At 53.7% G+C, this 26,860-nt stretch carries 26 protein-coding genes, 3 tRNA genes and 1 pseudogene; 3 read left to right on the top strand and 27 right to left on the bottom strand.

Features of this window, described 5'->3' with window-relative positions; all coding sequences use genetic code 11:
* Nucleotides 1-155: 155 nt before the first annotated feature.
* The 3 genes from O9H85_RS02450 to O9H85_RS02440 form a co-directional block, all read right to left on the bottom strand.
* Nucleotides 156-407, bottom strand: coding sequence for a hypothetical protein (locus O9H85_RS02450; protein WP_269879673.1), 252 nt, complete (start codon nucleotides 405-407; stop codon nucleotides 156-158).
* A gap of 190 nt (nucleotides 408-597) precedes the next feature.
* A complete protein-coding gene (locus O9H85_RS02445; RefSeq protein ID WP_269879672.1) occupies nucleotides 598-804 on the bottom strand; it encodes a hypothetical protein in 207 nt (68 codons plus the stop codon).
* A gap of 264 nt (nucleotides 805-1,068) precedes the next feature.
* Nucleotides 1,069-1,296 carry an alpha/beta-type small acid-soluble spore protein gene (locus O9H85_RS02440; RefSeq protein ID WP_269879671.1) on the bottom strand — a complete coding sequence of 76 codons (228 nt, stop codon included), beginning with the start codon at nucleotides 1,294-1,296 and terminating at the stop codon, nucleotides 1,069-1,071.
* Between the two features lie 370 nt (nucleotides 1,297-1,666).
* On the opposite strand from O9H85_RS02440, the gene O9H85_RS02435 reads away from it, so the two are divergent.
* The gene (locus tag O9H85_RS02435; RefSeq protein WP_269879670.1) at nucleotides 1,667-1,888 is read left to right on the top strand and encodes a DUF2905 domain-containing protein; all 222 of its coding nucleotides are present in this window, start codon (nucleotides 1,667-1,669) and stop codon (nucleotides 1,886-1,888) included.
* A gap of 283 nt (nucleotides 1,889-2,171) precedes the next feature.
* On the opposite strand, the gene O9H85_RS02425 is transcribed toward O9H85_RS02435, so the two are convergent.
* From O9H85_RS02425 to O9H85_RS02385, 9 genes are all read right to left on the bottom strand, one after another.
* Nucleotides 2,172-2,567, bottom strand: coding sequence for a VOC family protein (locus tag O9H85_RS02425; protein WP_269879669.1), 396 nt, complete (start codon nucleotides 2,565-2,567; stop codon nucleotides 2,172-2,174).
* A 32-nt stretch (nucleotides 2,568-2,599) separates the two neighbouring features.
* Nucleotides 2,600-3,400: an anti-sigma factor gene (locus O9H85_RS02420; protein ID WP_269879668.1), complete on the bottom strand. Its 801-nt coding sequence runs from the start codon at nucleotides 3,398-3,400 to the stop codon at nucleotides 2,600-2,602.
* A gap of 8 nt (nucleotides 3,401-3,408) precedes the next feature.
* Complete coding sequence (locus O9H85_RS02415) at nucleotides 3,409-3,969, bottom strand: RNA polymerase sigma factor (protein WP_269879667.1); 561 nt, start codon at nucleotides 3,967-3,969, stop codon at nucleotides 3,409-3,411.
* Nucleotides 3,970-4,231: 262 nt separating this feature from the next.
* Entirely contained in the window at nucleotides 4,232-5,539 is a 1,308-nt protein-coding gene (locus O9H85_RS02410; protein WP_269879666.1) for a plastocyanin/azurin family copper-binding protein, read from the bottom strand.
* A 179-nt stretch (nucleotides 5,540-5,718) separates the two neighbouring features.
* The gene (locus O9H85_RS02405) at nucleotides 5,719-6,111 is read right to left on the bottom strand and encodes a spore germination protein GerPE (protein WP_269879665.1); all 393 of its coding nucleotides are present in this window, start codon (nucleotides 6,109-6,111) and stop codon (nucleotides 5,719-5,721) included.
* Nucleotides 6,108-6,290 carry a spore gernimation protein GerPD gene (locus O9H85_RS02400; protein WP_269879823.1) on the bottom strand — a complete coding sequence of 61 codons (183 nt, stop codon included), beginning with the start codon at nucleotides 6,288-6,290 and terminating at the stop codon, nucleotides 6,108-6,110. Before O9H85_RS02400 ends, O9H85_RS02405 begins: the two co-directional genes overlap by 4 nt.
* Nucleotides 6,268-6,894 (bottom strand): spore germination protein GerPC, encoded by a 627-nt coding sequence (gene gerPC / locus O9H85_RS02395; RefSeq protein WP_269879664.1) that lies wholly within the window; start codon nucleotides 6,892-6,894, stop codon nucleotides 6,268-6,270. Before gerPC ends, O9H85_RS02400 begins: the two co-directional genes overlap by 23 nt.
* A 15-nt stretch (nucleotides 6,895-6,909) precedes the next feature.
* The gene (locus tag O9H85_RS02390; RefSeq protein WP_269879663.1) at nucleotides 6,910-7,131 is read right to left on the bottom strand and encodes a spore germination protein GerPB; all 222 of its coding nucleotides are present in this window, start codon (nucleotides 7,129-7,131) and stop codon (nucleotides 6,910-6,912) included.
* A 5-nt stretch (nucleotides 7,132-7,136) separates the two neighbouring features.
* Entirely contained in the window at nucleotides 7,137-7,376 is a 240-nt protein-coding gene (locus O9H85_RS02385; RefSeq protein WP_269879822.1) for a spore germination protein, read from the bottom strand.
* Nucleotides 7,377-7,508: 132 nt separating this feature from the next.
* On the opposite strand from O9H85_RS02385, the gene O9H85_RS02380 reads away from it, so the two are divergent.
* Nucleotides 7,509-7,973, top strand: a complete 465-nt coding sequence (locus tag O9H85_RS02380) for an Hsp20/alpha crystallin family protein (RefSeq protein ID WP_269879662.1) — start codon at nucleotides 7,509-7,511, stop codon at nucleotides 7,971-7,973.
* Nucleotides 7,974-8,041: 68 nt separating this feature from the next.
* Here the strand turns inward: O9H85_RS02380 and O9H85_RS02375 are convergent, their stop codons facing one another.
* From O9H85_RS02375 to O9H85_RS02355, 5 genes are all read right to left on the bottom strand, one after another.
* Nucleotides 8,042-8,260, bottom strand: coding sequence for a spore germination protein (locus O9H85_RS02375; protein WP_269879661.1), 219 nt, complete (start codon nucleotides 8,258-8,260; stop codon nucleotides 8,042-8,044).
* Between the two features lie 160 nt (nucleotides 8,261-8,420).
* Nucleotides 8,421-8,506: transfer RNA gene (locus O9H85_RS02370), tRNA-Leu, on the bottom strand.
* A 6-nt stretch (nucleotides 8,507-8,512) separates the two neighbouring features.
* Nucleotides 8,513-8,589 (bottom strand) — tRNA-Ile (locus tag O9H85_RS02365).
* A 10-nt stretch (nucleotides 8,590-8,599) separates the two neighbouring features.
* Nucleotides 8,600-8,676, bottom strand: a tRNA-Met gene (locus O9H85_RS02360).
* Nucleotides 8,677-8,758: 82 nt separating this feature from the next.
* Nucleotides 8,759-8,923 (bottom strand): hypothetical protein, encoded by a 165-nt coding sequence (locus O9H85_RS02355; protein WP_269879660.1) that lies wholly within the window; start codon nucleotides 8,921-8,923, stop codon nucleotides 8,759-8,761.
* Between the two features lie 279 nt (nucleotides 8,924-9,202).
* On the opposite strand from O9H85_RS02355, the gene O9H85_RS02350 reads away from it, so the two are divergent.
* Nucleotides 9,203-9,736 carry a 2'-5' RNA ligase family protein gene (locus O9H85_RS02350; RefSeq protein WP_269879658.1) on the top strand — a complete coding sequence of 178 codons (534 nt, stop codon included), beginning with the start codon at nucleotides 9,203-9,205 and terminating at the stop codon, nucleotides 9,734-9,736.
* An 86-nt stretch (nucleotides 9,737-9,822) separates the two neighbouring features.
* Here O9H85_RS02350 and O9H85_RS02345 read toward each other — a convergent pair whose 3' ends face one another.
* The 10 genes and pseudogenes from O9H85_RS02345 to O9H85_RS02300 form a co-directional block, all read right to left on the bottom strand.
* Nucleotides 9,823-11,553 carry a hypothetical protein gene (locus tag O9H85_RS02345; RefSeq protein ID WP_269879657.1) on the bottom strand — a complete coding sequence of 577 codons (1,731 nt, stop codon included), beginning with the start codon at nucleotides 11,551-11,553 and terminating at the stop codon, nucleotides 9,823-9,825.
* A 27-nt stretch (nucleotides 11,554-11,580) separates the two neighbouring features.
* A complete protein-coding gene (locus O9H85_RS02340; protein WP_269879656.1) occupies nucleotides 11,581-12,834 on the bottom strand; it encodes an efflux RND transporter periplasmic adaptor subunit in 1,254 nt (417 codons plus the stop codon).
* A gap of 43 nt (nucleotides 12,835-12,877) precedes the next feature.
* The gene (locus O9H85_RS02335) at nucleotides 12,878-15,991 is read right to left on the bottom strand and encodes an efflux RND transporter permease subunit (RefSeq protein ID WP_269879655.1); all 3,114 of its coding nucleotides are present in this window, start codon (nucleotides 15,989-15,991) and stop codon (nucleotides 12,878-12,880) included.
* 59 nt (nucleotides 15,992-16,050) lie between these two features.
* Entirely contained in the window at nucleotides 16,051-16,605 is a 555-nt protein-coding gene (locus O9H85_RS02330) for a GbsR/MarR family transcriptional regulator (RefSeq protein WP_269879654.1), read from the bottom strand.
* A gap of 214 nt (nucleotides 16,606-16,819) precedes the next feature.
* Complete coding sequence (locus tag O9H85_RS02325) at nucleotides 16,820-19,036, bottom strand: hypothetical protein (RefSeq protein WP_269879653.1); 2,217 nt, start codon at nucleotides 19,034-19,036, stop codon at nucleotides 16,820-16,822.
* Between the two features lie 403 nt (nucleotides 19,037-19,439).
* A complete protein-coding gene (locus O9H85_RS02320) occupies nucleotides 19,440-20,909 on the bottom strand; it encodes an ABC transporter substrate-binding protein (protein WP_269879652.1) in 1,470 nt (489 codons plus the stop codon).
* A 49-nt stretch (nucleotides 20,910-20,958) separates the two neighbouring features.
* Nucleotides 20,959-21,834, bottom strand: a pseudogene (locus tag O9H85_RS02315) (ABC transporter ATP-binding protein).
* Nucleotides 21,835-21,838: 4 nt separating this feature from the next.
* Complete coding sequence (locus O9H85_RS02310) at nucleotides 21,839-24,733, bottom strand: ABC transporter permease (protein WP_269879651.1); 2,895 nt, start codon at nucleotides 24,731-24,733, stop codon at nucleotides 21,839-21,841.
* On the bottom strand, nucleotides 24,733-25,776 hold the full coding sequence (locus tag O9H85_RS02305) for an efflux RND transporter periplasmic adaptor subunit (protein ID WP_409348094.1): 1,044 nt from the start codon (nucleotides 25,774-25,776) through the stop codon (nucleotides 24,733-24,735). The genes O9H85_RS02310 and O9H85_RS02305 overlap by 1 nt, the downstream gene beginning before the upstream one ends.
* A 19-nt stretch (nucleotides 25,777-25,795) precedes the next feature.
* A complete protein-coding gene (locus O9H85_RS02300) occupies nucleotides 25,796-26,662 on the bottom strand; it encodes an ABC transporter ATP-binding protein (protein WP_269879650.1) in 867 nt (288 codons plus the stop codon).
* Nucleotides 26,663-26,860: the final 198 nt, after the last annotated feature.

Here is a 26,860-nt window from a genome sequence, read left to right as displayed (position 1 = left end):
GCTGAATCGGTGTAAACAGCAGGCTTCATTCCTCCTCTTGGATTGAAAACATGCTTCCCAGAGCCGCAGCTCAGAGCATCTTCGGATGCCGGCCTGCAAAAAAAGCACGGGGATCCGCGCTTCTTCTCGTCTTGCATGTATGGACGAAGCGGCCGTTACACCGCGTCGTGCTTTCGGGTCTGCATGCTGATATATTCGACCCTTGGGTCAATAACCCAATGCGGGCTTTTAATAGGACGCGCATCGTTCCAATAGCAGTTGGCGAATTTGCCGGGCTCCACGCCTTTATTCATCGGGCAGCCGGAGCAGTAGGCTTCGACCTGTTCCCCGTTTAGCGGCACGATTTTATTGCGCAGGCAGCAGTAAACTTGTCCTTCTTTTGCGAGATTCATATGATTGGCGTACATCTTGGCATCTTCCTATTCTTTAGTATGATATAAAACCGTATGAAAAAAGCGGTTGGGCTTATGATTTCCATTATATGAAAGCCGCTATGAAAATATGCTCGAAATTTGGATGTAGCCGCAAATTTTCTAAACCTTTACTTCCCGGTCCGCTCCGGTTTTAATCATCTTGAAGAAAAGAATGATTTCCGTCTTATTCCATCAACGCATCCTTCAGCTTGCTCGACATGTGTGTCGTCCGTGCCTGCTTCATCAATGCCTTCCTGAGATTCCGGTTCTCCTCAGCCAGCGTCCCGATTTCCTTCAGCAAATCCTGGATCAGCTGCCGCTCCTCCTCGCCCGTCCGCTCCATCACTTGTTCCGTGCGCAAACGATACGCCTTAAGCCTTTCTTCCAGCATGTTCTTCTTCTCCCTTCCCCGAACGGCAAATCTTCAGTCGTCTATGTAGATTACCATCCGCGAAGCCGGCTGGCAAGAAAGGCTGCGAGTCTTTTCGTCAGGGCCCATAAACCAGGATAAACGGCTACGCCATCCTTGTCTTACAAGGACCAGCGCGTTTACCAAGGTTGATGCGAAGCTATAAGCTACGAAAACTTATAAATTCTTATCAAACGAAAAAAGGGCAGCCTTCCAGGCTGCCCGGTTCACCATGCGGGGAGTCGATTATCGGATCCGGCCGCCGGAAAGCTGCTGCTCGGCGATTTGGACCAGACGGCGGGTAATATTTCCACCGATCGCTCCTGTATCGCGAGTCGCCATGTATCCGTAGTAGCCGTCTTGCGGAATTTGAATGCCCAATTCTTGTGCGACTTCATACTTCAATTGGTCCAGAGCTGCTTTTGCTTGCGGTACAACAAGAACGTTGCTGGATCGGCTTTGACCTTGTGCCATGAAGTTGACCTCCTAAGTTTGGGTATGTAAGCACTTTATCTCAAGTGCGTAGATGTAATATGCGCTGTTTTTACACGTGCTATGCATGGCAAGGAACTGTAAAAATAAAGTAATTTTTAGATTCACGGAACGATTATAAACACATCTTTAGTCGGCTGAATCTTACGTTCCGGTATAATAAAAGGGTGAAGGAGGGTTGTCTGGCGATGACCAAAACACCGATCCCTACGGGTGCCGTTAAGCTAATCTCCAACCTCTGGGCCGCACTGATCAGCAGGCTTCGTTTATAGAGCTCTGTTTTATTTCTGTAATATCCATATAATATAAAAGTGAGAACTCTTACTTCGAACAAAGGAGCTCACAAAGCCCGATGAATTCCGTTCCCAAGCTGTTGATTGCAGCAGGCGCATTGCTTATCGTTATAGGACTCCTATGGACCGTTGCCGGGAAGTGGCTGCCTCTTGGACGATTGCCCGGTGATATCGCGGTAGAGAAAGAGAATGTGCGCTTCTATTTTCCGGTTGTGACTTGTATCGTCATCAGCGTGGTGCTGTCCCTCATCATGTACGCCGTCCGTTGGTTCAGTAAATAACGAACGCCCTGCGAACAGACATGACAAAAAGGCCATTGAACGGCAATATGACCGGTTCAATGGCTTTTTTTTGCGCAGGCTTAAACAAGCTTGGTCTCATACGATTGACAGTGTTGTCCCGAGGATCGCAGTACGACGGCCGAAGGCAGCTCCACCGTTTTGAATCCGTAAGCCCTGCACCCCCGAGGAAAGGCGGGATCCCACGTCACGTAGAAATGCTTGCACTTCATGCAATGGTTATGGGTTCCCCCATTCACGGGAGCTGACAAAGAGTTCCCCCGTTTCATGTCCGGTCCGTCTGGAACATTTCCAGCCACTCGCCGTCCGGTCCGTGAAAGAAGAAATAACGCGCCCCATTCGGAAGCGTTGTAATCTCCTGATCGATCATGATCACATCGGTCAGCTGCCTAATTCTTCTGAACTCTTCCTCGATATCATCTACGGCAAACGCAACGTGATGCACTTTTCCCTCCTGGGGCAGCCCGTCATTGTATCCTTGAATCAGTTCGAGCTCCGTCTCGCCCGCAGCGTCGAATCCCAGGAATGCAAGCTGAATGACACCGTTCGTATGCATAAGCTTCCCTTTCAGCCGAAGCCCGACAACCTCTTCATAAAATGCAATGGAAGCGTCCAGATCCTTCACCATTAAGCCGACGTGTTCTATTCTTCTTCTGGCCAATCCTTGTTCATTCCTTCCGTCGAAGTCTTTATTCAGGTGCCGAGCACTTTCTTGCCCCGTGGCTGATCTCCCTTCTCGTCCGGCTCCAGCGTGACGCCAAGACTATCGAACTTGTACTCTGATGCGGGGATTTCGTAGGTCATCACGCCGGTGCCCTTTTCTCCTATGCGCATGGTGCCGCAGTTCGTCCGTTTGCCTTCCTTCAGCATCCACAGCTGATAAGTTCCTTCCCCGTGGTTCGGCGTCAAACCGGTCATTTCGACGACAATCCGGTCCTTATCTCCCTGCCGCATAAGCCACACCCGGCCGCTGGCATCCGGCATCCCTTGATCGAACGGCTTCAGGCTCATCACCTGGACGAGCTGAGCGGGCGGCGCGGATGGCTGTGGCGTCGATGGCGTCTGAGGAGCTGCCGGCTGAACTGCAGGTGGCGAAGCGATGTGCTTAGCCCCCGGCCCAATCCATCCCCAAACCGTTAACGCCCCCGCTGCAAAAAACAACGCCGCCGCAGCCGTATAGGGCCAGAGCCTTTGGGAGCGCCGTACGCCGGTTACCCGCCCCGTGACCTTCCGGGGCGGTACTTGCTCCTGCGAAGCCCCGGGTCCTGACGGAGCATGAAGAATAGCGTCCATCACCTGAGACTTAAGCTCCGGAGGCAGCTCCGTCTCCTCCAAGTCGCAGGGAATGGCTTCCCAGGCGAGCCGCAGGTCCGCGAGCTCCTTGCGGCAGTCGGCGCACCGGACCAAATGGCGCTCAAAGCTCTCCGCTTCCTGCGGCGTCAGCTCCTGTAAAAAGTATGAAAATCGCTGCTCACACGGATTTTGATGCGTCATCTGTCGGCTCACTCCTCTCTCCATGGGGTCAGGTGACGGCGCAGCAGCTTCAATGTCTGATGGAGCCGGCTCTTTACCGTTCCGACCGGCTCTCCGTTCATTGCCGCAATTTCGCTCAAACTGTAGCCTTCCCAGTACAGCAGCCGGATCAGCCGGGTTTGCTGCTCGTTTAAATATTTGCAGGCTTGCTCCATCTGCTCCTTGAGCAGCGTCTTGGATAAAGCGTCCTCCACGGAGCTTTCCCCTGCCGCCAATTCGGCGGACCAAGGCTCAAAGGGCATAAGCGCCTCTTGCTTTCGCAGCTTGCGGAGCTGGTCTACCGTCAAATTGCGCGTCACGGTCAACAGCCAATTGACAAACAAGCCTTTGGCCGGGTCGTAGCTTCGCTCGGTTGTCCAGAGCCTCGTAAACACCAGCTGAACGATCTCCTTCGCAAATTGCGGCTCCTTCCTCGATTTCATAGCAAAGGAATAGACCAGCCGCGCATAGCGGTCATACAGCTCATGCAGTGCCTCGCTCTTCTTTTCCCTAATCATCCGCATCAACTGCTCATCCGAATATTGCTGCAAGTGGCGGCACTCTCCCGGGCCCATAACCCTCGTAATAGGTAACGTATCATAACGGCAAAAGGTTTAGCTTTATCTTCTTATAAAATCATCCTTTTGGCAATCACCCAACACCAGAATAAACGGCTACGCCGTCCTTATCTTACAAGGACCAGCGCGTTTATCAAGGTTGATGCGAAGCTTAAAGTTACGAAACTTATAAATTCTTATCACACGAAAAAGCCCGGCTCCTCTAATGTGAGCCGGGCCGGGCTTTCGCCGCATCCTATTTAACGATGATCTTGGCTTTCATAGCCGCTTTGTGGGGCTGGCAGTAGTAGGTATATTCCCCGGGCTGGGTCAGCACGATCGATTCCGACTCGCCTTGGGCGAGCAGCTTCGTCTCGAATACCGGCTTGCCGTCGGCACCGAGCAGATCGGATACGGCGTTATGCTTCACCTTGTCCATATTCGTAAAGGTGATCTTCGTACCCGCATTCACCGTCAGCTCCTTCTCGGAGAACGCAAAGCCGGAAATGTTGATCTGTACCTCTTGGGCAGCCGAAGCCGCCGGCTCCGTAGCGGCGAGCGCGGCTGGAGAAGCAGGCTCCGGATGGACAATATACCACACATTGTTTACGCCTTGTCCGGAAATATCGCCCGCTTTTGTATCCTTGACAAAGTAATAAAGCGGCATGCCTTTATACGTGAGCTGCTTTTTGCCGTCGTCACGGCTGATCGTCTTGAAATCGGCTGCGCTCAGCTCTGCCGGGATCAGCAAGCTATCCGGGGAGTATAGCGGCCAATTGGCGACGCACTTGTCGACGCACACGCTCATATCCGTCATATCCTTGGTGTACATGTACAGCGTCTTCCCGGCATCGTCGGTCAGGTAAGCGCCCAGCGCTGCGTCATATCCGATTTTGAGTGAGGTTGAGGTGCCTTGCAGGGCTGCGGCTTTATCCTTTGCGATGACCTTCTGATCGACCAAGTCGTCCAGCAGCGTGCCTTTGCCGCCTTTCACCTGCGCCTTCAGCGCCTCCACGGTAGCGGTGGCGATATTGCTGTTTCGAAGCGCTCCGGCACCTGCAATTTGATTCAGCCCGACGCTTTTGGCATATGTAATGACGTTCTCATATTGGAAGTCGGCATCCTGCTTGTAGCCGAGCGCTTCCAGGAGTACTTTGTAGTACTGCTGAGCGGTAATTTGCGCAAGCGGTTCAAATTTACCGTTCCCCGTTCCCGTCCAGCCCAGCTGCGGGTTCGCTTTGAGATAAGCGAGAATGGCTTGGTTGCTTGCATTCACCGCATTCGCATCGCTGAAGTTGTCGCTTCCCTTAAAAGCCAGGGCCGCCTGCTCCTGTCCCTTCAGACGAAGATACATGATTGCCGTCTGTAAACGGGTCGTGCTCTTCGCGAGATAAGCGTCCGTTACGCCGCTGCCTTCCCCTTGCAGCACTCCAAGGTCTGCCGCTGCCTGAGCGGTCGTCTTCAGCGCAAGCGTCGGCGCATCCGCCGCCGCCACCGGCACTGCGCCTGAGAGCAGCATCGCTCCACACAGCAGCCAAGCGGCTGTTTTACTTTGTTTCTTCATCCTGGTTCCTCCTCTTCGGTTCTGATTCCTACAGGCGCTTGGAAACGCCTCGCATGATAGTTAACGCGGAAGAAGAGGGCGCGGTTTTATGTCTCTCCCAAGTATTGCATAAATAATTTGGTTTCCGAAATGCAGCAAAGACCTTGCCGCCATCCAAGCGAAAGGTCTTATTGTTTACTTTATATTGGCGCACGTTCACCCGTAAGCAGGTGCCGGATATGCTTGATTCGCGATTCCGCCCGTATCGACCGGTTGGCTCCGATGTGGAATAAGGCGGAAGTCGAAATCGCTATAATGTAGACGCCCCCGACGCGGATGAACGGACTCGTCTGGATAATTTCCAGTTTCGTGGATGTCAAGCGTACGGGTACCGGAATATCGGCTGTAAATATCGGGAAATGGGACAGATCACCTTCATCTCCGTAGAAATTGGGCACCTCCCGTTGAATCGCCAGGACTGTAGCCTTGGGAGAGAACTCGACCATATCTCCGGCAAATACGGAGGAGGCGAAGATAACGTTGTCTACAAAAACCTGACCCACCAGCGACGTCCGAAGCGGCCCCCGGTTCATCTGCCTTCCCGCGCGATTGGCTCCATGGGGCCGATAATAAGCGATTCCGGCGGGGTATCGAAGATGGAAGACAAATAAATTTCCTGGGTATCCCCGACCTGGAACACCGCGGAGCTCGCTACCCCGACAATTCTTACTTGGCCGACCGCAATTTCCTTATTTATGACCTGTAATATCACCATAGGCGTTAGCTCCTTCTTTCTTATTTACAATGTATTGCCGGATCGCCTCTTGAATATCGCCGATCACCCGCTGCAGAATGGCCTGCTCTTCCTCCGGCGACAGTGCCGGCTGGTTCGGGTCCACCATCGTTTGCATGTAATGCAGGGTGCGCGAACGCGCTTGCGAATACAAATCGTCACTCATCATTTTGCAGAAGTTTTCCCCCAGATTCACTTGATACTCCGCATTGATCTGCTGCAGCTCTCTAGGGCATTCTTCCTTTAAATAGAGCAGTACGGCATTCAGGATGCGTCCGAACGATTCGGACCGGGCCGTATTCGCCATAACCGTCTTTCCCTCGGGCAAGATGTCCTCCAGCGTCTGGTCCGTCAAGCTTCCTGGCGATATTCCGACGTTTAGCGTGCCGTCGAGCTTCTCCACCTTCAGCTGGTCGAATTTATATTCGAGTCGTTCGACTGTAATGCCCCGCTGCCGGCTCAGGGCTTCCACCGATTTGGTGAGCACCTCAATCCGAATCTCCAGCTCCTGTATACGGCGCGTTTGCCAGGCCAAGTATTTATTCAGCTGTTCAAAATACGAATGAGGGAAGGAAGTGTACATCAGTCAGTCCTCCGTTCATCTGGCAGTACCAGGGAGCGGGACAAACGGCAGAGGGCTAATCGTTTGGCCGGGCATGACTCCCGCCTCCGGCGCAGGTCCGGTGAACCCGCCTGAATTATAAAGGTTGGACAACGATCGAATGGACCCGGCCGTACCGATCTGGAGAACCGAAGAGTTAGATACGGAACCAACCTTTAGCTGATGAATCACGATACTTTGATGAATGATCAACTGCATCGTATCTATACCACCCCTACCGCTGTGTCTGCGGACACGGCATTCGAATCGGCAAAATCATTATCGCTTGTATTCGTATTATTGACCATCGTATACGTCCGAATGAAGTCCCCTGTATTGAACGAGCCGGCACCTGCAAACGTCTTGACCGTGCTCACCGGCGCCAGCTGGATGGAATCCCCAATATGCACGATGGAGCTTGGACCGACGCTGACGATCTTGATGGCTCCGACAATCGCTGGCACCTCTCCCACCCCGCATTTCGTGATGCTTTGATTCATTATATGTCTGCCTTAAGGGAAGTATGTTTTCCCTGCGGCGCATTCATGCTTTTTCGAAAGTGCTCATATACTGGATGTGGGAAGGAGTGAGATCGGATGGATAAGCAAAAAAACAACAATTTCTTCGATTTCAACTGGAAGCAGTTTGAGCAATTTTTCGGAGGGAAGCTTCCGTTCTTGGGGTCAGGAGATGGACCCGAACCGATGGGCTGGGTCGAGAATTATGTGAAGGACGTTATGAAACAGGCGATGCCTGCTGCAGATTTGCAGGGGCTTAAGCATCATTTTCATACTGAAACGTTCGATACGCATAATAATGTGATCGTCAAAATCCATATTCCCGACCGTTCGCAGGCCCGCAAACTTCGGGTGCTTGTGAACAGCAATCAGCTCAGGCTCGAAAACCTTCCCGAAAACAACACGCAGACCATTAAACTGAACAGCTCCGTTGTGACCGATAGCTGCAGAGCCGTATATAAGAACGGCATTCTCCAGCTGCATATGCGCAAAATGATGTCCGAGCATCAGCCGTATCAAGAGATCGATATCCGCTTTCTCTAGCAAAAAATCACGCACGCTCTTTAGAGACGGCCAATGCGGCCCGGAGGTGTGCGTGATTTTTTATGCAGCTAATTATTCCCTTGATTGTTTGAATCATTCACGTCGGCATCGAATACATTCGTAAAGCTGACGCCTGTAAAGGTAGCGCTGAAATCGCCTGTATTTCCTCCGCCCGAGCCGGCATTCGCCTTCGATGTGCTCTTGGGGTTAATCTGCAGTACATCGCCGAAAGTGACGTCGCCGCTGGCGCCGGTGATCTTGATGGGAGCCAAGATGATTGAGGGCATGGGACCCCTCCTTTTTGCAGGAATATTTTATATATATGCCTTGGAAGCCCGGAAAATCCCATTGCCTGCAAAGCTTCTTTTCGAGCCGGAAACTTGCCGTAAAATAAAAAAAGACACCTCCGTTCGCATCGAACGGTGTGCTTTCTTGGGAAAATCATACTGCCGAAGACCGGGGTCGAACCGGTACGGTGGTCACCCACCGCAGGATTTTAAGTCCTGTGCGTCTGCCTATTCCGCCACTCCGGCAAAGGATGGTGGGCCCAGAGGGACTCGAACCCCCGACCAATCGGTTATGAGCCGACCGCTCTAACCAACTGAGCTATAGGCCCTTGAAAGGTTTGGTTGCGGGGGCAGGATTTGAACCTGCGGCCTTCGGGTTATGAGCCCGACGAGCTACCGGGCTGCTCCACCCCGCGTCATCTGTTCCATCGCCTTACGTCCTTACGAAGCGACAGAAATAAATATACACCAACTCAAGGAACTAAGTCAAGCAAAAGTTTATACCAAATACCGGACGCCGAAGCGTCCTTTCTTGGAACGAAATACTTGCACCTCGGAAGGGCATTCGTAGCCGTAAATCCACCAGTCCTCTTCCATTCTTTTGGCCAGACAGCCGGCCTGGAATTTGCTCTCGTATAGCTTACCCCAATAAATCCAGTTCATCCTTCTCACTCCGCTTAATGAATGATATCCATTTCTCCCTGTAGCATAACCGAAAAGGTTTAACCTTATTTGCCGCTCGGACCCAAGGCGCATCTTATACAGGAGAGGTTAGTCCATTGTATGCTGCTTTCGGGAGATTGGCTTGGATGATAGTAAATGTTTCCGTAAGCCGCCGCCGATTTGGACCTGTTCGGGGAAAAGGCTTATAATGTAAATAAGCGGTGTAAAACTAAGACTGGAATGAAGTGAGCCTTACAACGATTTGGAGGAGGGGATAAAATGCAATACGGCATAGCGGTTTTCCCATCGAAGGAAGTGCAGGAATTTGCGAATCACTACCGGAGACGATACGACCCGCATTATTCCTTGCTTGAGCCCCATTTGACCGTGAAGGAGCAAGAAGATTGGGACGAAGCGAAGCTGCAGGCGGCGACCGTCCATTTGGAGCAAGCCGCGGCGCGCATTCAGCCGTTCGAGCTGACTTTCAACCGGTATTCCTCCTTTTATCCCGTTAACCATGTGATTTATATGGCACTATCCGATCCGGAGCCGATGAAACGGCTTCATGACGCCATATGCTCAGGACCTTTGGCGGAAGCCGACAAGCCATACCTTTATACGCCTCATTTGACCATCGCGCAGCAGCTGAAAGCGGACGAGATGCATGATATCCTGTCCAGCTTGAAGCAGAAGCCGCTTCAGCTCAAAACCCCCGTCGAGCAGCTTGTTCTGCTTCGCAAAGATCAAGACGGCCGTTGGGGAACGGTCCGTGAGTTCAAGCTCGGGAATAAGCCGGACCATGGCTTATCCTGATGCCGTATCAAACCGATCATCAAACCAGGATAAAGAAGCCGAGTCCATGCCGGACCGGCTTCTTTGCTATGAATATAAGATTCGGATTATTGCTTAAACACGGCTAGCAATCGTTTGGAATCGCCGGTGGCCGTCGTGAAGTACTCGTAAACGCGAATGGTTAAAGGGTGATCGAATTGTTCGGACGAGCCGCTGAACATAATGTTATTCTCGCCCGTCACAAGACGGTTCGGACCGATGAAGGAAGCCTGGCTAGTTCCGATCAAGCGGTCAAGGGAATCATACAGCTCGAATTGGAGCTTTGAGGAGCTTTGATCGACTTGCATTTGATCATCCCGCTTAAGATCCATCATGAACTTCGCCTTATAAGTATACTGCAGCGTCCCTTGTCGGTTGAACATGCCTGTAATATCCCAGCTGCGGATTTTGGCGAAGAAGGGATATACGCTAAATTCATCGTTTGTGCTGACCGGTTGAAGCTCGACCGCGTAAGACGCGATCGTCGTCTTGTAAGGCGCCGCGGATACGGCATCCTGTATTTTCAGAGCCAAGCCCTTTCCGGTTTCCGATCCCGGCACCTTGAAGGAGTAACTGACCGTAACGCCGGAATTCGGCAGAATGGAAGGCGTCGTCAGATTCTGGCGTGCGCCGCTGTAAGTATACCCGTCAGAGCTCAGAAGATCGGTCTGGAATACCGGAACCGCCAGCGGGCGGTCGCCTTTGTTGTTCAGCTTAAATTTGGCCGTTACGTTCTTGGACCCTTCATCGGTGTTGTCCTGGATCGTGAATTCGGCAAGCGTAACTTCCAGATCTGATTGAATCAGATTACTGCGCTTATCGAATTTAAGCGGATTGCCGTATACATAAGATTCAAATGCGCTCGCGCTCGGACCGGAAGGCAGCAGGATGTTCAAGCGTCCCACGTTATAGCTAAGCAAGCCGCCGCTCTGCCCTTGACCGGCCTGCGCGAATTTCTCGGCGGTGAGCAGGTTCAAGCTGGTCAGCTCGGTATCGGGATCGACGGGAATCGCATAATGGATATACTTTTCTTCCTTGCCCTCCAGCACGATCGTACCCTGCTCAACCCGTTTGCCGGAAAATATTTTGCCCTCCGTCTTCCCGTCAATCTGGAAATCCGGGAGCGTCTCCCGCTGACCGGTCGGATTGTAGGCCAACAGCTGAACGACGATCACGTTGCCTTTGTCGCTCGACTCCTTACTGATGCCGATCGGAGTATACTGCAGCGGCGAGAGCAGCGAAGGGATTTTGAAGGATTCGGACCATTTCTTGACGGCGGACGGGTCGGTGATCGGCGCGTCGCTGCCCTTCCAAGGCTGAGTGGTGATCGGCGCCGTCACCACAACGGTCTCCTTTTTCGGATAGACATAATAATCCACGTCCGTCCAGTTCACTTCGCTTAAGGTCACGTCGTCCGTCCGGTCGATAACCGACAAATAGCTCAGCTCCGAGCTGGCTTTCGGCTGGATCGACTTTACGTTAGACGCACTGGCTTGCAGCGTATACGTTGTCCCCTCCGTCGTCTTCACGCGAACCTCGATCGTATCGGGAACCCGGGTAATCGAATCGCTGTTGTTTTTCATCCGGATCACAACGCCGAGACGGGTACCGTCGAGCACATGCTCGTTAAGCACCGTCTTGACTTCCACATCGAGCGAATCCGTCAGCTTATAGGACGGGGAGACCGTGGCGGTCGCCTCTTGGGTCGTTCCTTCAGCGGCCCGGACGGTGTAACCTGTGCTCAGAAGCGAGGCGCCGATCACGACGGATGCTACGGTGATTTGCAATTTCTTGTTCATATGGTTATCCTCCTGTCCAGCCGCGCGTTATTTCGCCAGCTGCACTTTTTCTTTATCTTTCAACTGATTCTGACCGGATACGATCAATTGTTCGCCTTCCTTGAGCCCGGAAATGACTTCTTGAACCGTTTCGTTCAAGCGGCCGAGCGCCACCTTGCGTTTCTCCGCTGTATCCCCGTTAAGTACGAAGACGTACGTATCGCCGCCCTCGCGGACAACGCTAAGCGTCGGAACCGCAACGACCATCTGATCCTGTTCTTCCGTAAGCAGCACCTGCGCCTTCATGCCGGGCTTCAGCTTGCGATCGGCATTGGGCACTTCCAGCTCAAGCGTGTACGATTTCGATTGCGAGCTCATAACGTCGGCCAAGTAGCTTACTTTGCCTTTCATCTTATCGGTGGTACCCGGAATGTAGAAGGTCAGCTCCGGCTTGCCGCGGACCAGCTTGGCCGCATCCTCCGTCAGCTCCGCTTTGATCTTGATCGGGTCAAGCTGTTGAACCTGCGCCGCCCGGAAGCCGCCCGGAAGCGTCATGCCAACCTCGATCGGAAGCTCGGTCAGAACACCGCTTACGGTCGCTTTAACATCGAGATTGCCAAGCGTCCGATCAAGCTCGCGCAGCGATACGTCCGCAGTTTGTATGCCCTGTTCGATCTGGGAGAGCGAGTTGGTGCTGTCCAGTGTTTTGAGCTTGGCCTTGTTGCTCTCAAGATCCAGCTTCATGTTGCTCAGCTGCGATTCCATTTGATCGAGCTGAAACTTGGTGACAAGCCCCAGATCGTAATCGTTGCGCATTTTTGCGTAATTTTTTTCGGTATCGCTGATCGACGTCTCCAGCTTCTTGATGCCGTTGACCAGATCCTGCCTGGAATTCGCGAGGTCCTGCTTCGATTTGGTCAGCTGCTCCTGTGAGCCGTTCAATGAAATTTGCGCTTTTTCCTTTTGGATCAACACATCCGTCGGGTCCATGCGAAAAATAACGTCGCCCTTCTCTACCATCTCGCCGCGCTTCTTTAATATTTCTTGAACGTCCCCGCCGACTTTGGTTGAAACGTCCAGCTGAATCGACGAAACGACATCCGCGACCTGCTCCGTCGGATCGCCGATCTTCTTCTTCTCCACCTTCGAGGTTTTGACGGTTTTCAGCTGTGCCTCGGCGGCGGCTTTGGGCTGCTCCGCCGGCTTGGCGGCGGAACAACCCGTGATGAGCGCCATGCTGATGACGACGGCCCCCATCACTCTGGTGCTTTGCTTCACGGTGTTCGATACGGTCGGATTCATTGGTTTATTCTCCTTTTCCCTGATTCCCTGATCTATATCTTGATTATGGAGTCGGCGCCGCAGCCGATTTCGCCGGTGCCGCCGCCTTCTCTTTACGCTTGAACAAGCGGCCCATCCGGTTGTTGAAGCCATGAATCATTTCATACATGACCGGAACGACCACGAGCGTCAGCAGTGTGGATGTGGTCAGACCTCCGATAACGACCACAGCGAGCCCTTTGGAAATGAGCGTTCCTTTGGACAAACCGAGTCCCAGCGGCAGCAGTGCGATGATGGTCGCTCCCGCCGTCATAATAATTGGACGAAGACGCGTCATCCCCGCTTCAATCAAGGCATCGCGTACGGAGTGCCCCGCTTCGCGAAGCTGCTGTACCCGGTCGACAAGCACGATCGCGTTCGTTACTACGACCCCGATCAGCATGAGGAAGCCGATGAGGGAGGTGATATTTACGGACTCATGTGTAATGAGCAGTCCAAGCAGTCCTCCGATGGCCGCAAGCGGCAGAGAGAAGAGGATCGCGAACGGCGCGCTGGCATTCCCGAAGGCAAGCACCATGACCAGATAAACAATAAAGATCGAAGCGCCCATGGCAATGAACATTTGGAAGAAGCTCGTTTGGATATCGTCCGTAACGCCTTTCACTTGTGCCCGGACTCCGCTTGGCAGCTCGACGGTTTTCAGGGCATCGCTCACCTTCTTGCTGACGCCTCCCTTATCCTTGCTGTCGATCGAAGCGGTAACTTTTACATACTGTTCTTGTGTGTCACGGGTGATAGCGACCGGCGCATCGATTTGGCGGATTTTGGCAATCTCGTTCAAATTGACCGTCGTACCCGTAGGCGTCTTTATAGTAAAGCGTCCGATCTTATCGACCGAGTTCTTAAATGCTGGATCCAACATCACTTTGGTCTTGAAGGTCGTATTATCGAACTTCAAGTCCCCGATTTTTTCTTCGGCCAGCCAGCTGCGTACCGTGTCCATGATTTGTGCGGAGGACAGTCCGTACAGTCGGGCTTTGTTCTGATCTACGCTGACTTCAACCTCGGTTTTCTTCTCGCTCAAGCTGTCCTTTATATCGTTCAGCTCGGGGAATTCCTTCATCTTGGCTTTAACCAACTCCGCTCCCGTCATCAGGGAGTTCAAGTCGTCACTCTTAAGCATGTAGGAGAAATCGGCGCCGCCCGACGGAGGCCCTCCCCCGCTCAGCAGCTGAGCCTCCGCCTCCGAGCCTTTCGGCATTAAATACAGCATCTTCTCTTTGAAGTCCTTGACCACTTGCTTGGCATTGGAATTCTTTGATGCGGAAGCAAAAAATTGCGAACGGTAAGCAATCCGGTCCGTGCCATTGTTGTAACCGATCAGTGACTCGACGTAATCAAAGGTCGGCTGACCGGCAGGATCCTTCGCCTCGCGCATCATCGCTTCGATTTCCTTGACTTTTTCGTTCATCGTTTCGATGGTCGTTTCACGAGGCATCTTGATATTGAACATCATCATTTTGTCGGACTCGCTCTCGGGCATGAAAGACGTCGCCAGGAAAGGCGTCGTTCCCGCAAGGGTAGCAAGAAATAAAATAAAGGCCAGAAACGCCGTTTTCTTGCGGTTGTTGAGCGACCACAGCAGCGTTCGCTTGTAGGTAAGCGACAGCTTGCCGACCGCCTCCTCATCGTGGTGCTTGATGTTCTTGCTTCCGAGCACCATCAGCTTCGCCAGCATCGGGATTACCGTAACGGCAACGATCAACGAGGACAGCAGCGCGACGACCAGGGTAACCGCGAAAGGCCGGAACACCTCGCCCAGCACCCCGCTGACGAGCGCAATCGGCGCGAAGACGCCAACCGTTGTAATGGTCGAGGACGTGATCGCAGAAGAAACCTGGGCGGTTGCAAGCCGAATTACGGATTCGCTCCGTTCCTGCGCCCGCTGCAGCTGGCTGTAAATATTCTCAATAACGACGATACTGTCGTCTACGACCCGCCCGATCGCAATCGCCATCCCGCCAAGCGTCATAATGTTAAGCGATATACCTAGCGGAGCCATGACCATCAGCGTGATCAGGATAGAAAGCGGGATAGAGACTAAAACGATCAACGTCATGCGAATGTTTCTTAGAAAGAGCAGAATCATGATGGAAGCGAGGACCGCTCCGAGCGCGCCTTCGCGTACCATGCCGTTGACCGACTCTTTAATGTCCACGGCGCTGTTATAGATCGTATGGAAGGTGATGTTAGGATAATCCTTTTTCCACCCATCCATCAGCTTATCGGCGTCTGCTCCGAATTGTACGGCATTTGCGTTCTTTGTTTTGTACAAGTTGACACCGATCGCCGGCTGACCGTTCAAGCGGGACAAAAAGGTCGATTCCGAAATGGCTTCAACTTTGGCGATTTGCTTCAGCATGACGGTAGTGCCGCTTGCCGTCGTGATTTTCATATTCTCAAGATTGTAGATCGAGTCGAGATCGGTCTTGACCCGGACCATCTGGGTATTCCCGTTAAAATCGACCGATCCGGCCGGGGCGGTCGCCAGAGCCGCCTTGATATTCTGCGATACTTGCGCCGGCGTCAAGCCGTAGTTGTTGATGGCGTTGACGTCCATTTTCATCGTCAGCACCGATTCCTGATTGCCGATCGAGTCGACGTGGTCAATGCCTTTAATGGAGTTGAAGCCCGGAAGGATCACATCCTTGTAAACCTTATCCAGTTCTTCTTGATTCATGCCGTTGCTGCCGTAAATGGACAAATAATAGACCGGCTGCGACGCAAATCCGAACGTCTGAACTTTCGGCTTCTCCGAGCTTTGCGGCAGCTTAACGTTCGAGATCAGACTCTCGACGTCCTTTTTCACGTCATCGGGCTTCTTGTTTTGCTCAAGCTCAATGACAATCGAAGAAAAGTTGTCACTGGAAGTGGAGGTTAAATTCTTGATCCCATCCAGACCAGCGACCGCCTTCTCCAGCGGTTTCGTGACGTCCTCCAGCACATCCTTGGGAGGCGCCAGGTACTGGGTATTCACAAGTACGACCGGAAATGAAATATCCGGCATGCTCTCCACCTTCAGCGTCGTTGAAGAATAAATCCCGCCGCAAACCAAAATCACAATAAGAATAATGATTGCGGTGATGTTCTTCATTGAAAAAACGGTAAGTTTATTCATCTCTCTACTCCTCCATCACAATTGCTGTCTACTTAGACGACGAGTCCGCAGGCATCCCTTCAAAATTTTTCCTCGGAAGTTTCCGAACCGACATCTCTCATCAACTGCTCCCGCTTTCGTCCCCATTCCTCCTCCAGACCTTCCATACGGGACAGGATCAATTCATACAAGGCTTTCATCTCCAAAAAGCGCAGCTTCGCCGCATCGTAAGCAGCCTGTTCTTCCTGCCCGGCCGGCGGAATCCTCTTGAACAAATCAAGCATATGCAAAATATGCAGCTGAATGGCTTTCATCTTATGTACGGTCGTGCGGATTACCGTTGCGCTGAAATCGTCGGCGATATGGTAGTAGTCTCTCCGGTCGTTTGCGGTAGGCAGCTTGTGACACATGCAGTGCTTCTCAAGCGTACGAACCTGGACGCTGATCGCCGCTTTGGTTACGTTCAATTGATCGGCCATCTCCTGAAGACTTAACGGTTCAGGGGCAAACAGAAGCTGCGAGAAGATTCGCCCCACTAACGGACTGAAGCCGTCTGTTTCAAAGGAAAGCGACATGTGGTTGCTGAAAAACTGCTTCAGTTCGGTGAAATTCTGCGGAGTTGAACTCGGATTCATATAGACCCCTCTAACATTTATCGTTAAGAACATTGTTAACGGTAATAACATAAATCAACTAGTAAAATGTGTCAATACATCCAACTATAAATTAATCTTTATTTGACTAAGTGTTCTTAAGCGAAAAACGGAAAACCGTTCCTTCCCGATCGTTCGAGACCGTGGGCAGGAACGGTTTCACTGAAATAAAGAACGAGATAAGAATCCATCCGGATCAGTCCGTCGGTTCAAACCATTGAATTTTTTTGGAAGCCAGCAGCTTCTTATGGCCTTGGAACGAATCGTAAATGTTAAGCTTGTAGTTTTTGAGGGTTTCGACAAAGAAAATCAAGTTTCGGTCATTGACCTTGATCTCGAAATTTTCCACTTTCCCGAGCTTGATCTTGTCCTTGTCATCGGTCGTGCCAGAGGGCGTTCCGGAGCCTGTACCCGGATTTTGCGGTGTAGCCCCCTCGAAGTCCTTAAAGTCAAATTCACGGGTAAATTTGATTTGGCCTTTCTCATCCTCGAGCCCGATGACAAGCTTCCTGCCGTCCGTATTCGTTTGCATCAGCAAATCCTTGCTCAGCTCATAATTGAACTTCAGACCGACGCCCTGCTGATCCAGCCATGTATTGATATGATTGATCGACAGCTTGTAGGGCGTCAAATCGAGATCCATCAAATCCGGCTTCACCGAGTAGCTTTCCTGAGGAAGCCAGAAGGCTGCTGCATTCACATAAGCGTCGGGCTTCTTGTCACCGGCCGTCAGCTTGTCTTCGGTGACCGCTTCGCCGATCATCACGTGCATGCCCGAGGTAGGAAAGCTGCGCGGTACCGGACTCGACAGCATCAGAATCACCTTGCCGTTCGGGCTGATCTTGTTCTTGATCTCCGAGACGGCTGCCGGATAAACCGTTCCGTCCGACGTCTTGAACTGGGCCACCAGCTTCGTCACATCCGAGAAGCGCTTCTCCAGATTCGTCACTTCCATCTGGACCGCAAACATGTCCTCCGTATCGCCCGAATAAGTCGTAACCCCTCTTACGCTGTAGCTTGCGCTGCGGCCCACGCCGGTGGATTTGAACGTTTCCCCGACGTTGTTGTAAGTCATATTCATCATCTCGGAGCGGTGGACGAATTCCAGCAGAATGGTCGTTTGCGCAGCCGTACCGGAGCCGGAAGAGCCGCCGTCGCTTCCCTTCTTCTCCTGAAGCACCAGCTTCACCTTGCCGAATTCGTACGTATACGGGATCTTGCCGATAAATTGAATTTGCGTGGAAGCGCCCGGAGCCAGGCCGATGACATTATCCGTGCGAATGAGCTTCGCCTCGACCTTCACATTGTCATCCAGCATGAAATAGCCGGCAAAATCGGGAATCGGCAGCGATTCCGGACCTTTGTCCGACAGCGTCAGCCGGGCTGTCAAAATGTCCTGGTCCTCCCATGGCAGCCGCTGAACGGCGTTCAGCTGCGTCGTATAAGTTCCTTTCTCGTTCGTGAAGGTATATTCCTTGCCGCTGTCCACGTTGTCCGGATCGGTGACGCTCGGAAGCTCATAGAAGGCGATCGGCAGATTCAGCTTTAAATCGGCTGCGTTCTGGACGATCACCAGCTGCCAGCCCTCCGTAAAGACCGAAACGGGGACGGAGCCGGAAAGCTCGATATCTTTATCCGTCTTCGGATTAATGACCAGGTCCTTAATCCCTTTCGCTTCGAGCGGATACATATCACCTCCGGCCGTTCGGAGCAAATACTGATAAGAGGGAACGGCGGAGCTTCGGGAGCCGGTATTTTGCACCGTCAGTACGACGGTAGGGGTATAATTTTTTTCGTTCTTGCCGAGCAGCACTTTTTTGACCGTCGTCTTTACGGGGTTGCCGGCCATCTGAATCGTCTGCGATTCTCCTGCCTTGGCCACGATGTTATAATCGTCCGGAACCGGGATCTCGCCAAGAGCACGCTCAAAATTCGGCTGGCTGAAATCCCACTTGATCAGCTGAAAAATCAAATCGTTTAATTCCGTTGCTTCATTCACCGTCGCATAGAAGGAAATGTCCTGGCTGGACTTAGGGCTTATCCGGTTCTTGTCCTTGTCCTGGGGCAGAACGCGTACGGAAAGATCATTGCCCGACTTCGTCTTTAACCGAACCCAATAGTCGATAAACAGCAGCTCGCTGCTGCCTCCGTTCGTTACGGTAAGCGTGAACGTAACCGTCTTGCTGCCGGAATCGGGCAGCATCGATACGTTCCTCACTTCAAAATAGCTGCCTCCTCCGATCGGGACCTGCCCGAGCGCGGGAGACGTGCCCATGGAGAGCACGGCCCCTGGCCCCGATGAAGGAGGCGCAGCCCCGCCGTCCGCAGCAAAGGCCGAAACGGCGGAGCCGAGGCTGAGCGCTGCGGCCAGGAGCAGAATGCCGGTTTTGTTGGTTTTGTTTTTAGGCTTCATCTGGTTGGGGACCTCCTCAGGGCTTTGCGTAGCAAAGCCGGCTTCGTAAGCATTGGCTAGGTTTTGCTTTAGCAAAACTACAGGCTGTAGAGAAACCCATGAAATAGAGAAATCTGCCTTGGTACTCCGGTGGGGTATCCCCTTCCGGCCGCTGTTGTTATCGGAAAATTTTCAATAATACGTTATACAGCGGTAATTTTCCGATAACAAAGGCAGACGCTATCGCTCCTACAGGGGATACCCCACCTACACCTTTGGCATTTTTCAGCATATTAGGGTTTCTCGTCAATCTGAAGTTTTGCTTTAGCAAAACTGCATCGTAAGCATAAGCTGGGCTTTGCTTTAGCAAAGCCGGCTTCGTAAGCATGGGATAGGTTTTGCGTGATGTCGTCAACCGGCTCCATCACTTCATCGGGACAGGCTTCAACGGCGCATCAGGATTCTCCTTGATTTGCTGCAGCATGACGTCTCCCTCAGTCGCCCACTGCTTGAGCGCCTCGCGTACTTTCAGGTTGCCGCTGACGACCTGTTGGAACTTCTGCTGCCCAATGCTGTTCACTTGATACAAATTCGGTTTCTCGCGGTACAACTTGTTGTCCGTCATCGGAACCGGCGAGAGCATCGTGAACGCCTCGATATGGAAATTCAGACCGTCCTTCGGCTTGATATACTTTTTGCGGGATACGAGGTTATACGTGCTGCTGGATTTGAGCTTCGCCCATTCCTCGCTGTTGATAAACTTGATATACTTCCAGGCATCCTCGACATTTTGCGCCTTAGCGTTGATTCCCATAATCCCGTCCATATAAATGTACCCGCCCATATCCGGAGCCTGCTGATGAATCGGGAGCGTGACTACATCCCATTCGAACGGTGTGAAGCCCTTCAGGTTCTGAGCCTGCGCGCTCTTCATTTGATTGGTCAGCTGGTTGATCTGACCGTAATTGATGATCGCCATCGCAACCCGGCTCGACAGGAAATCGTCGTATTGAAGCGGGTTATATTCGCCGGCCTGCATTTTGGCGCGCATGGCGGCTTGTTCCTGCTGCTCCGGCACCAGCTTCTCCGTCTTCAGCTGCAGCAGCGTCTTCCACACCTGCTCCCACTGATCGGAATCAACGGTCATTTTCTCGCCCTTGTCGTCGAACGTCTTCAGCTGCAGCGGAGCGGAGTATACCTGGGAAGCATAATACAGATCGCCTCCCATGTTCTGGGTGGAGAAGGAGAAGCCGTACTTGCGGTTCTCGCCATCCCCTTTTGACAGCCTGCGGGACAGGTCGAAAACTTCCTCCCAAGTCATCTTATCCTTCGGATAAGGCACACCGGCGTCGTCGAACATCTTCTTGTTATAGATCAGCGCGGAGGAGCTGAACGTGGGAGCGAGCGCGTACAGCTTGCCGTCACCCATTTTCTTCAGGCCGTCGATGACGGCGGGCACGATATCGCTCGTATCGAATTTATCCTTCGTAATATTGGCGCTCAGATCGGTCAGCATGTTGTTGCCGATCAAATCGCTCAGCTGCTCGTAGCCGACCATAACGACGTCAGGCGGGTTATCGCCCTGCATGACTTCCTTCAGCTTCTGATACGGATCGGTGCGTTTCTGATTCGGCTCCGGTCTGGCATACATCATGTTGGGGTCCGTCGTAGGGACAAATTCGAGCTTGATATTCGGGTTGGCGAACTCGAACAACTCGGTAAACCGCTGCCGGAAATAATCGTCCTCCGGATTATAGCCCATGCTCGTAGCAATGCGGAGCACATGCTGAGACTTGTCGCTCGAAGCGGATTTGATCGTGCATGCGGACAGCATAGGTACCGTCAAGGCGCCGCAAACCGACAGCAGCAGCGCATTTTTGGAAAACTTGTTCATTTCAAGTCAACCTCCGATTGGAAAATGGTTAATCTGGGCGGCGCCCCCGTCAAGTTAGCGATTTAGGCGTCCGGATAATAATTTTCTCTCCGTCGAATTCCATGGAGGCCTTGCCTTCGATCCCGAGCGCCTGAAGATAAGCCTTCGGGATTTGCAGCCTGCCCGCACGGTCCAGCACGACATACTCCTAATGAGCTTCATGGATGGACGATGCGGCCGGCTCTCCGGCGGCACGGTCCAGGCTCGCGTTGCGCTTGACGAATTCCGTGCTGGTCATGCCGTCGCGAATGGCGACCACCCGGTCCACCTTGCCTGCCAAGGCCATGTCGTGGGTGACGATGACGACGGTCACGCCAAGCTCCCGGTTCAGCCGCCGGAAGATGTCCATGATCAGATCCGACGTCCGGGTATCCACCGACCCCGTCGGTTCGTCGGCCAGCAGCAGCGAAGGCTTATTGGACAGCGCAATGGCGATGGCGACACGCTGCTGTTCGCCTCCGGACAGCTGCTGGAGCTTGTTGTTCATTCGCTCCTTCAATCCGACCCATTCCAGCAGCTGCTTCGCGTAGGGCCTGTCATAGCTGCCGCTCAGCATCATTGGCATCTCCACATTTTCCAGTGCCGTCAAGTAAGGAACCAGATTGCGGGCGTTGTTCTGCCAGATGAAGCCGACGGTCTTGCGTTTGTACTGAACAAGTTCCTCGTCGGTAATTTTGAGCAAATTCCATTCCCCGACCTGAACCTGCCCGGCGGAAGGACGGTCGAGACCCCCAAGAATGTTCAGGAGGGTCGACTTCCCGCTGCCGCTGTTGCCGATGATCGCCATCATTTCGCCCTGCGTCACCGCGATGTTAAGACCTTGCAGCGCGACGACCTCGATGTCGTCCGTCTTATAGATTTTGACGAGTCCTTCGCAGTGAATCACGGCATTACTTCTCCTCTCCAAGCTTAACGGCCTGATGCACCCTCAGCCTGCGAATGTGAAGGAACAAGAGCGCTGCCCCGGTAAGCATCATGACGGCTACGACCGCATAGAGCTGTCCGGTGTCCCTGGAATCGAATATGACCCGGAACGGCGGCACCTGCGTCTTGACGTTCTCGGCCGTCTGCAGAAACGGCAGGAACAGGTAGCTCGTCAGCTTGCCGATGCCAAGCCCCAGCGCAATCGCCAGACCGGCGGTGAACGCCTGCTCCAGGAGCAGCATCCCGGTCAGCTGCCGGCGGGAAAGACCCATCGCCCGAAGCACGCCGAACTGCACGACCCGGCTGGACAGGTTGAAAAACCAATACAGAATGTACCCGACCAGCGACACGAGCACAGAAACGAGGAAACCGAGACTCAGAATGCCGAACACGCCCCCTCGGGCCGGATGCTTCTTCTGGAGGATAAGCTCGTTGCGCACGTCTTTTACGCTGGCGATATCGATTTTCTTCGCCTTCAGCCCTTCGATGAGCGGGGCCACCTTGGCGCCGTCCTTCATTTTGAGCCAAACCTCATAGGGCGTCACCGGCGCTTGATCGAATACATAATCGAGATTCGCGATAAAAAAAGGCATCTGCTCCGGATACTGGCTGGGCCAGTAAGGTACCGTCGCGACGACGACAAAATCGACAGGCTGCTGCGAAACCGTAATGCTGATCGAATCGCCCGGCTTGATGCTGTGCTTCTGCGCGAAGGAAGTAGGAATAATGACCGCTTGCTCGTACTGCCCCAGCAAATTCAAATAGGTATTCGGATGAACCTTGAACAGGTCCTTGCGGAACCAGCCCACCTTGGCGAAATCGACATTGTCGATGCCCATCAGCATGCCTTGCCCGAGCGATTTGCCGGAGACGACGATATTGCTCTTGGTCAGCAGCACCCGGGCGGCATGATCGACGCCTTCCAGCTCGCGGAACACTTGAAACGACGGCTCGATGTAGCGCATCTTCGGCGGGGGCTCGCCTTGGCCTCCCTGCTGTCCGCCTTGACCTCCGCTTCCTCCCTGGCCGCCGGCTCCCCCGGGCTGACCGCCTCCTTGACTCTGCTGCCCAGCGTTCGGGTCTACGGTTGGCAGATCATCGGAGACGGCGGTCCAGCTGGCTTGCATCACCACATCCGTACCATAGGAATAGAGGATCCGGTCGGTGGAATTCAAATCGATCGTACGGGCAGCCGACGCGTTATAAACCCCGAGCCCCAGCGTTAAGATCAGCAGCAGCATCAACGGGTAATAAGCCGTAGATGACCGTGACAGCTGCGTCAGCGTCAAATAAACCGGAACGGGCAGGAACCGTTTGCCAAGCCAATTCCCGAGCCGCAGCAGCCAGGGGAACAGCCGGAGGAAGAACAGGCCGAGCGCCATGATCGACAGCGCCGGAACGAAGAACAGCAGTGGATGCACCGACAGCTGGTCCGTCGTCATTCCCGTCTGGCTGAACAGGTCCTGCCGCTGGCCGAATAAATAATAGCCGTACCCGGCAAGCGCGAGCAGCAGCACGTCGAGGAACCATTTTTGCCAAAACGGTTTGCGGTCCGAGCGCGCCAGCTTCTGCTTGTAGCTGACGATCGAAGCTTTGGCGAACACGATCGCCGGAATCAGACTGGCCATGAGGGCGATGACGACCGCCGCAACGCCGTACAGCAGCGCTTCCGCAGACACCCCCACGGGCACCGCCTTCCGGTCGACGAAGGTCAGGAAGCCGCTGGAGGAGCCGATACTCTTCGCCATAAACCAGCCGAGCAGCGGTCCGAGCACAAGCGCCACGGCTCCCAGGAGGAGGCCCTCCAGCAGGTAGATCCAGATGATCTGCCTCGTGCTGCCGCCCCGGCTGCGGATTACCGCAATCACGTTCCGCTGGCGGTCCAGCGCTTGCTTGGCGTTCATGACGATATAATAGAACACCATGGCGATCATCGGCGCCGCCAAAGTAAACAGCAAAAGCTGAAGCTGCAGGCTCTGCACTCTGAATTCCTGCAGGATCGGAATGAACGAAATGTCCACCCGCGTATTTTTCAGCTTCTGGTACAGGGTGATATCAAGCCTCTCCAGCTTACGCTGCAGCGGAGAAAGCTGACTCGTCTGGATTTCTTTCAGGTCGAACGCATAATACCAATTCGCCTGGTTCAGCGGGATTTTCTTGTTCTTAAGAAGCTCGTTCGCGAACACTTGCTCCCCCAGGAAGAAGGTGGTAAGCAAAGCCTCCTGTCCTTGGAACCAATAAGGATCGCCCTCCTGCTTGGGCCTAACGGCCCCCGTAATTTTCACTTTGAGCGGAGCGATGCCGAGACCTCCGGTAATCGGGTAATTGAACACGTCTCCGATATGGATGTCGTTGCGGTACATCGCTTCCTCATGGATCACGACCTCGAGCACCCCGTTCTGCGTCTGGTCCGCAGCCCACTGCCCTTGCGACAGCTCGACGTGGTCCTTCAGGCCGGACTGGGACGCCAAGGTCATCTGCCGGCGCTTGCTCGGGTCGATCTTCTTCGGATCCTCCGGGGACAACTGCGAGCCGCGGATCGACCAGCTCCGGACGTAGGCCATCTGTGGAAACGCGATGCTCTTGGGAATGTCTTCTCTTATGTATTGATCGACGTCGTTCAAGGAGTCCAGATCCGTCTTGTCACTGCCCGAGACCTGGTACCGGATCAACACGGAGCCCGCAGGTAGCCCTCCGCTCTTCTCCTCCAGCGATTTGGCGACGACCCGCTTCAGCGAGCCGTCCGCATACATCGGAATGCTGGTCGTGAAAGCGACCGCCATAATGAGACCGGCCAGCGTGCTGAGCGTGAGCCAGCGGGTATTCCACATTTTGCGGAATAAAAAACGGAGCATCGGCATCAGCGACCCACAACTTTCTGCCCCGGGGAGAGACCTTTCAAAATTTCCACATCCGTTGCGGTTTGCTGCCCGACCTCGACGTCCACCTCGCGCTTGCCGCCTTGATCGTCTACGACCTGCACGTAATTGCGCCCCGCGTAGGAACGCAGCGCAGCAAGCGGAATCGTGACCGCATTCTCCTTGCGCTGGATAATGACGGCGACGCTGAGCTGGGTACCCCGGGCCAGACCCGGAGGGAATGAATCGAGCTGCACGATCAAATAATTATCGATCGAATCGGGCTTCTTCGTCTGTCCGTTCCCGCCCGGAATGCCGTTCGGATTGCCGCCGGAATCCGCCTTCGGTACCGGCAGCTGCAGCACTTTTCCCTTCTGCTGGCCCGCCCCGTTAATATCCACGACCGCTTCCATGCCGGGAACCACCCTTTTCAAATCGTCCTGGCTCAGCGTAGCCGCCACCGTCAGCTGCGACAGATCCGCAATGGTGGCGACCGTATCATACGCCTTCGCGGTATCGCCCTTCTGCAGCGCGACGGATACAATGGTGCCCGAGTACGGAGCGGTTAGTTTGGCGCCGTTAATCGTGTTTTCCAGCTTGTTCAGTTCCTCCCGCTTCAGCTCGAAATCAATCTTCGCCTGCTCGAGCTGCTCCGGGGTCATTTCGTCAGCCTTGCGCAGAGTATCGATCATCGTCAGCTCGTCCTTACGGGTCTGCAGCCGTTTCTGCTTCAGCTGGCTTTCCTGTTCCGTGACGTCCAGCTCCGCGATGATTTGGCCTTTCTCGACCTTATCGCCGCTCTTGACGTTGATACTCTTAATGCGCCGGTTAGCCTCATCCGTGAAATACAAATCCTCTTCGACCGTCGCCATCAGCTTGCCGGCTCCTCGAACCTTCGTCTCCAGCGTATCCGTCTTGACCGTGTACGTCGGCTTCTGCGACAGCTTCGGCGGCGTGATGGCGGGCAGCGTCTCCTCCTGATCCTCCTTCGGAAGCAAAGAGCAGCCCGAGCTAAGAAGCATGGCAGCTGCGGCCGCACCCAGCATTACCGGTCTGACCGTTTGCTTAATTGTTGATAAATTTACCATCCACCATTTCAAAAACACGGTCGGCAACCTCCATTATGGTCGGATCATGGGTGGTCATACAGATCGTCATGCGCTCCGTCCGGATAATATCCCGGAATACAGCCATCACCTGAGCCCCCATCTGGGAATCCAGCTCCGCCGTCGGCTCGTCGGCCAGCAGCAGGCTGGGCCGGTGCGCGATCGCTTTGGCGATGGCGACCCGCTGCTGCTCCCCGCCGGAGAGCTCGAAGGGCCGGTGATGCATCCGTTTGGCGAGCCCTACAAGCTCCAGGCAGTGCGTCACGCGCGATTTCCATTCACTGCGGGGAATCCCGGCCATGCGAAGCGACAGCTCGACGTTCTCCCAAGCGGACAGCAAGGGCATCAGCGCGAACGATTGGAAAATAAATCCGATTTCCTTCCTTCTTATGTACGTTCTTTCATCATCGCCGCTCCGGTGAAACGAATGCTCCTTAAACCGGATTTCGCCCCGGTTCGGCTGATCCAGCCCTCCGATCAGGTTAAGCAGCGTCGTCTTGCCCGAGCCCGAACGGCCCTTCAGCATCACCAGCTGAGTCGGATACAGCTCCATATTGATTCCCTTCAGCACATGAAGCGGTTGTCCGCCTACGGAGAACGACCTTTCCACCCCCGTCACCGTCAGCAGCGGACGGCTGAAGTCGACGGCAGACGGTTTCGGTTCAGCGGTTGCGGCCGAATAAGCTTCCGGATCGGACGAAACATCCGTTCGAGCGAACGCCGGCGGATGGGAGGCAGGGGCTTCCTCCTGTGAGGCTGCCCCGGTGTTGGCTGAATCCGGCTCGTTCTTCGTGCCGGACTTCTTGTTTTTCAGCCAGCGGATCATGCGGTTCCTCCTTCTCTCCTGGTTCACCCCTATATAAACCGGCTTCCATAGTTTCTAAATCTATCCATATAGACGGAGGGTTTCCAAGAAAAGTTACAAGCGCCGAGGAAAAAAATTGAAATAAATGAAAAAATAAGGATTAAGACTCAGTTTGAAACGGCATTTGAATGGAAACAGACAGGCAACTTGTCCATCGGG

The sequence above is a fragment of the Paenibacillus gyeongsangnamensis genome, from assembly GCF_027533625.1.
Taxonomy (GTDB): domain Bacteria; phylum Bacillota; class Bacilli; order Paenibacillales; family NBRC-103111; genus Paenibacillus_G; species Paenibacillus_G gyeongsangnamensis.
This window is presented reverse-complemented; position numbering and strand designations above follow the sequence as displayed.

What these genes read in the sequence shown, in the direction of transcription:
- O9H85_RS02450 (WP_269879673.1), bottom strand. Translation starts at nt 407, where the DNA reads ATGTACGCCAATCATATGAATCTCGCAAAAGAAGGACAAGTTTACTGC.
- O9H85_RS02445 (WP_269879672.1), bottom strand. Translation starts at nt 804, where the DNA reads ATGCTGGAAGAAAGGCTTAAGGCGTATCGTTTGCGCACGGAACAAGTG.
- O9H85_RS02440 (WP_269879671.1), bottom strand. Translation starts at nt 1,296, where the DNA reads ATGGCACAAGGTCAAAGCCGATCCAGCAACGTTCTTGTTGTACCGCAA.
- O9H85_RS02435 (WP_269879670.1), top strand. Translation starts at nt 1,667, where the DNA reads ATGAATTCCGTTCCCAAGCTGTTGATTGCAGCAGGCGCATTGCTTATC.
- O9H85_RS02420 (WP_269879668.1), bottom strand. Translation starts at nt 3,400, where the DNA reads ATGACGCATCAAAATCCGTGTGAGCAGCGATTTTCATACTTTTTACAG.
- O9H85_RS02410 (WP_269879666.1), bottom strand. Translation starts at nt 5,539, where the DNA reads ATGAAGAAACAAAGTAAAACAGCCGCTTGGCTGCTGTGTGGAGCGATG.
- O9H85_RS02405 (WP_269879665.1), bottom strand. Translation starts at nt 6,111, where the DNA reads ATGAACCGGGGGCCGCTTCGGACGTCGCTGGTGGGTCAGGTTTTTGTA.
- gerPC (WP_269879664.1), bottom strand. Translation starts at nt 6,894, where the DNA reads ATGTACACTTCCTTCCCTCATTCGTATTTTGAACAGCTGAATAAATAC.
- O9H85_RS02390 (WP_269879663.1), bottom strand. Translation starts at nt 7,131, where the DNA reads ATGCAGTTGATCATTCATCAAAGTATCGTGATTCATCAGCTAAAGGTT.
- O9H85_RS02380 (WP_269879662.1), top strand. Translation starts at nt 7,509, where the DNA reads ATGGATAAGCAAAAAAACAACAATTTCTTCGATTTCAACTGGAAGCAG.
- O9H85_RS02375 (WP_269879661.1), bottom strand. Translation starts at nt 8,260, where the DNA reads ATGCCCTCAATCATCTTGGCTCCCATCAAGATCACCGGCGCCAGCGGC.
- O9H85_RS02355 (WP_269879660.1), bottom strand. Translation starts at nt 8,923, where the DNA reads ATGAACTGGATTTATTGGGGTAAGCTATACGAGAGCAAATTCCAGGCC.
- O9H85_RS02350 (WP_269879658.1), top strand. Translation starts at nt 9,203, where the DNA reads ATGCAATACGGCATAGCGGTTTTCCCATCGAAGGAAGTGCAGGAATTT.
- O9H85_RS02345 (WP_269879657.1), bottom strand. Translation starts at nt 11,553, where the DNA reads ATGAACAAGAAATTGCAAATCACCGTAGCATCCGTCGTGATCGGCGCC.
- O9H85_RS02340 (WP_269879656.1), bottom strand. Translation starts at nt 12,834, where the DNA reads ATGAATCCGACCGTATCGAACACCGTGAAGCAAAGCACCAGAGTGATG.
- O9H85_RS02335 (WP_269879655.1), bottom strand. Translation starts at nt 15,991, where the DNA reads ATGAATAAACTTACCGTTTTTTCAATGAAGAACATCACCGCAATCATT.
- O9H85_RS02330 (WP_269879654.1), bottom strand. Translation starts at nt 16,605, where the DNA reads ATGAATCCGAGTTCAACTCCGCAGAATTTCACCGAACTGAAGCAGTTT.
- O9H85_RS02325 (WP_269879653.1), bottom strand. Translation starts at nt 19,036, where the DNA reads ATGAAGCCTAAAAACAAAACCAACAAAACCGGCATTCTGCTCCTGGCC.
- O9H85_RS02320 (WP_269879652.1), bottom strand. Translation starts at nt 20,909, where the DNA reads ATGAACAAGTTTTCCAAAAATGCGCTGCTGCTGTCGGTTTGCGGCGCC.
- O9H85_RS02310 (WP_269879651.1), bottom strand. Translation starts at nt 24,733, where the DNA reads ATGCCGATGCTCCGTTTTTTATTCCGCAAAATGTGGAATACCCGCTGG.
- O9H85_RS02305 (WP_409348094.1), bottom strand. Translation starts at nt 25,776, where the DNA reads ATGCTGGGTGCGGCCGCAGCTGCCATGCTTCTTAGCTCGGGCTGCTCT.
- O9H85_RS02300 (WP_269879650.1), bottom strand. Translation starts at nt 26,662, where the DNA reads ATGATCCGCTGGCTGAAAAACAAGAAGTCCGGCACGAAGAACGAGCCG.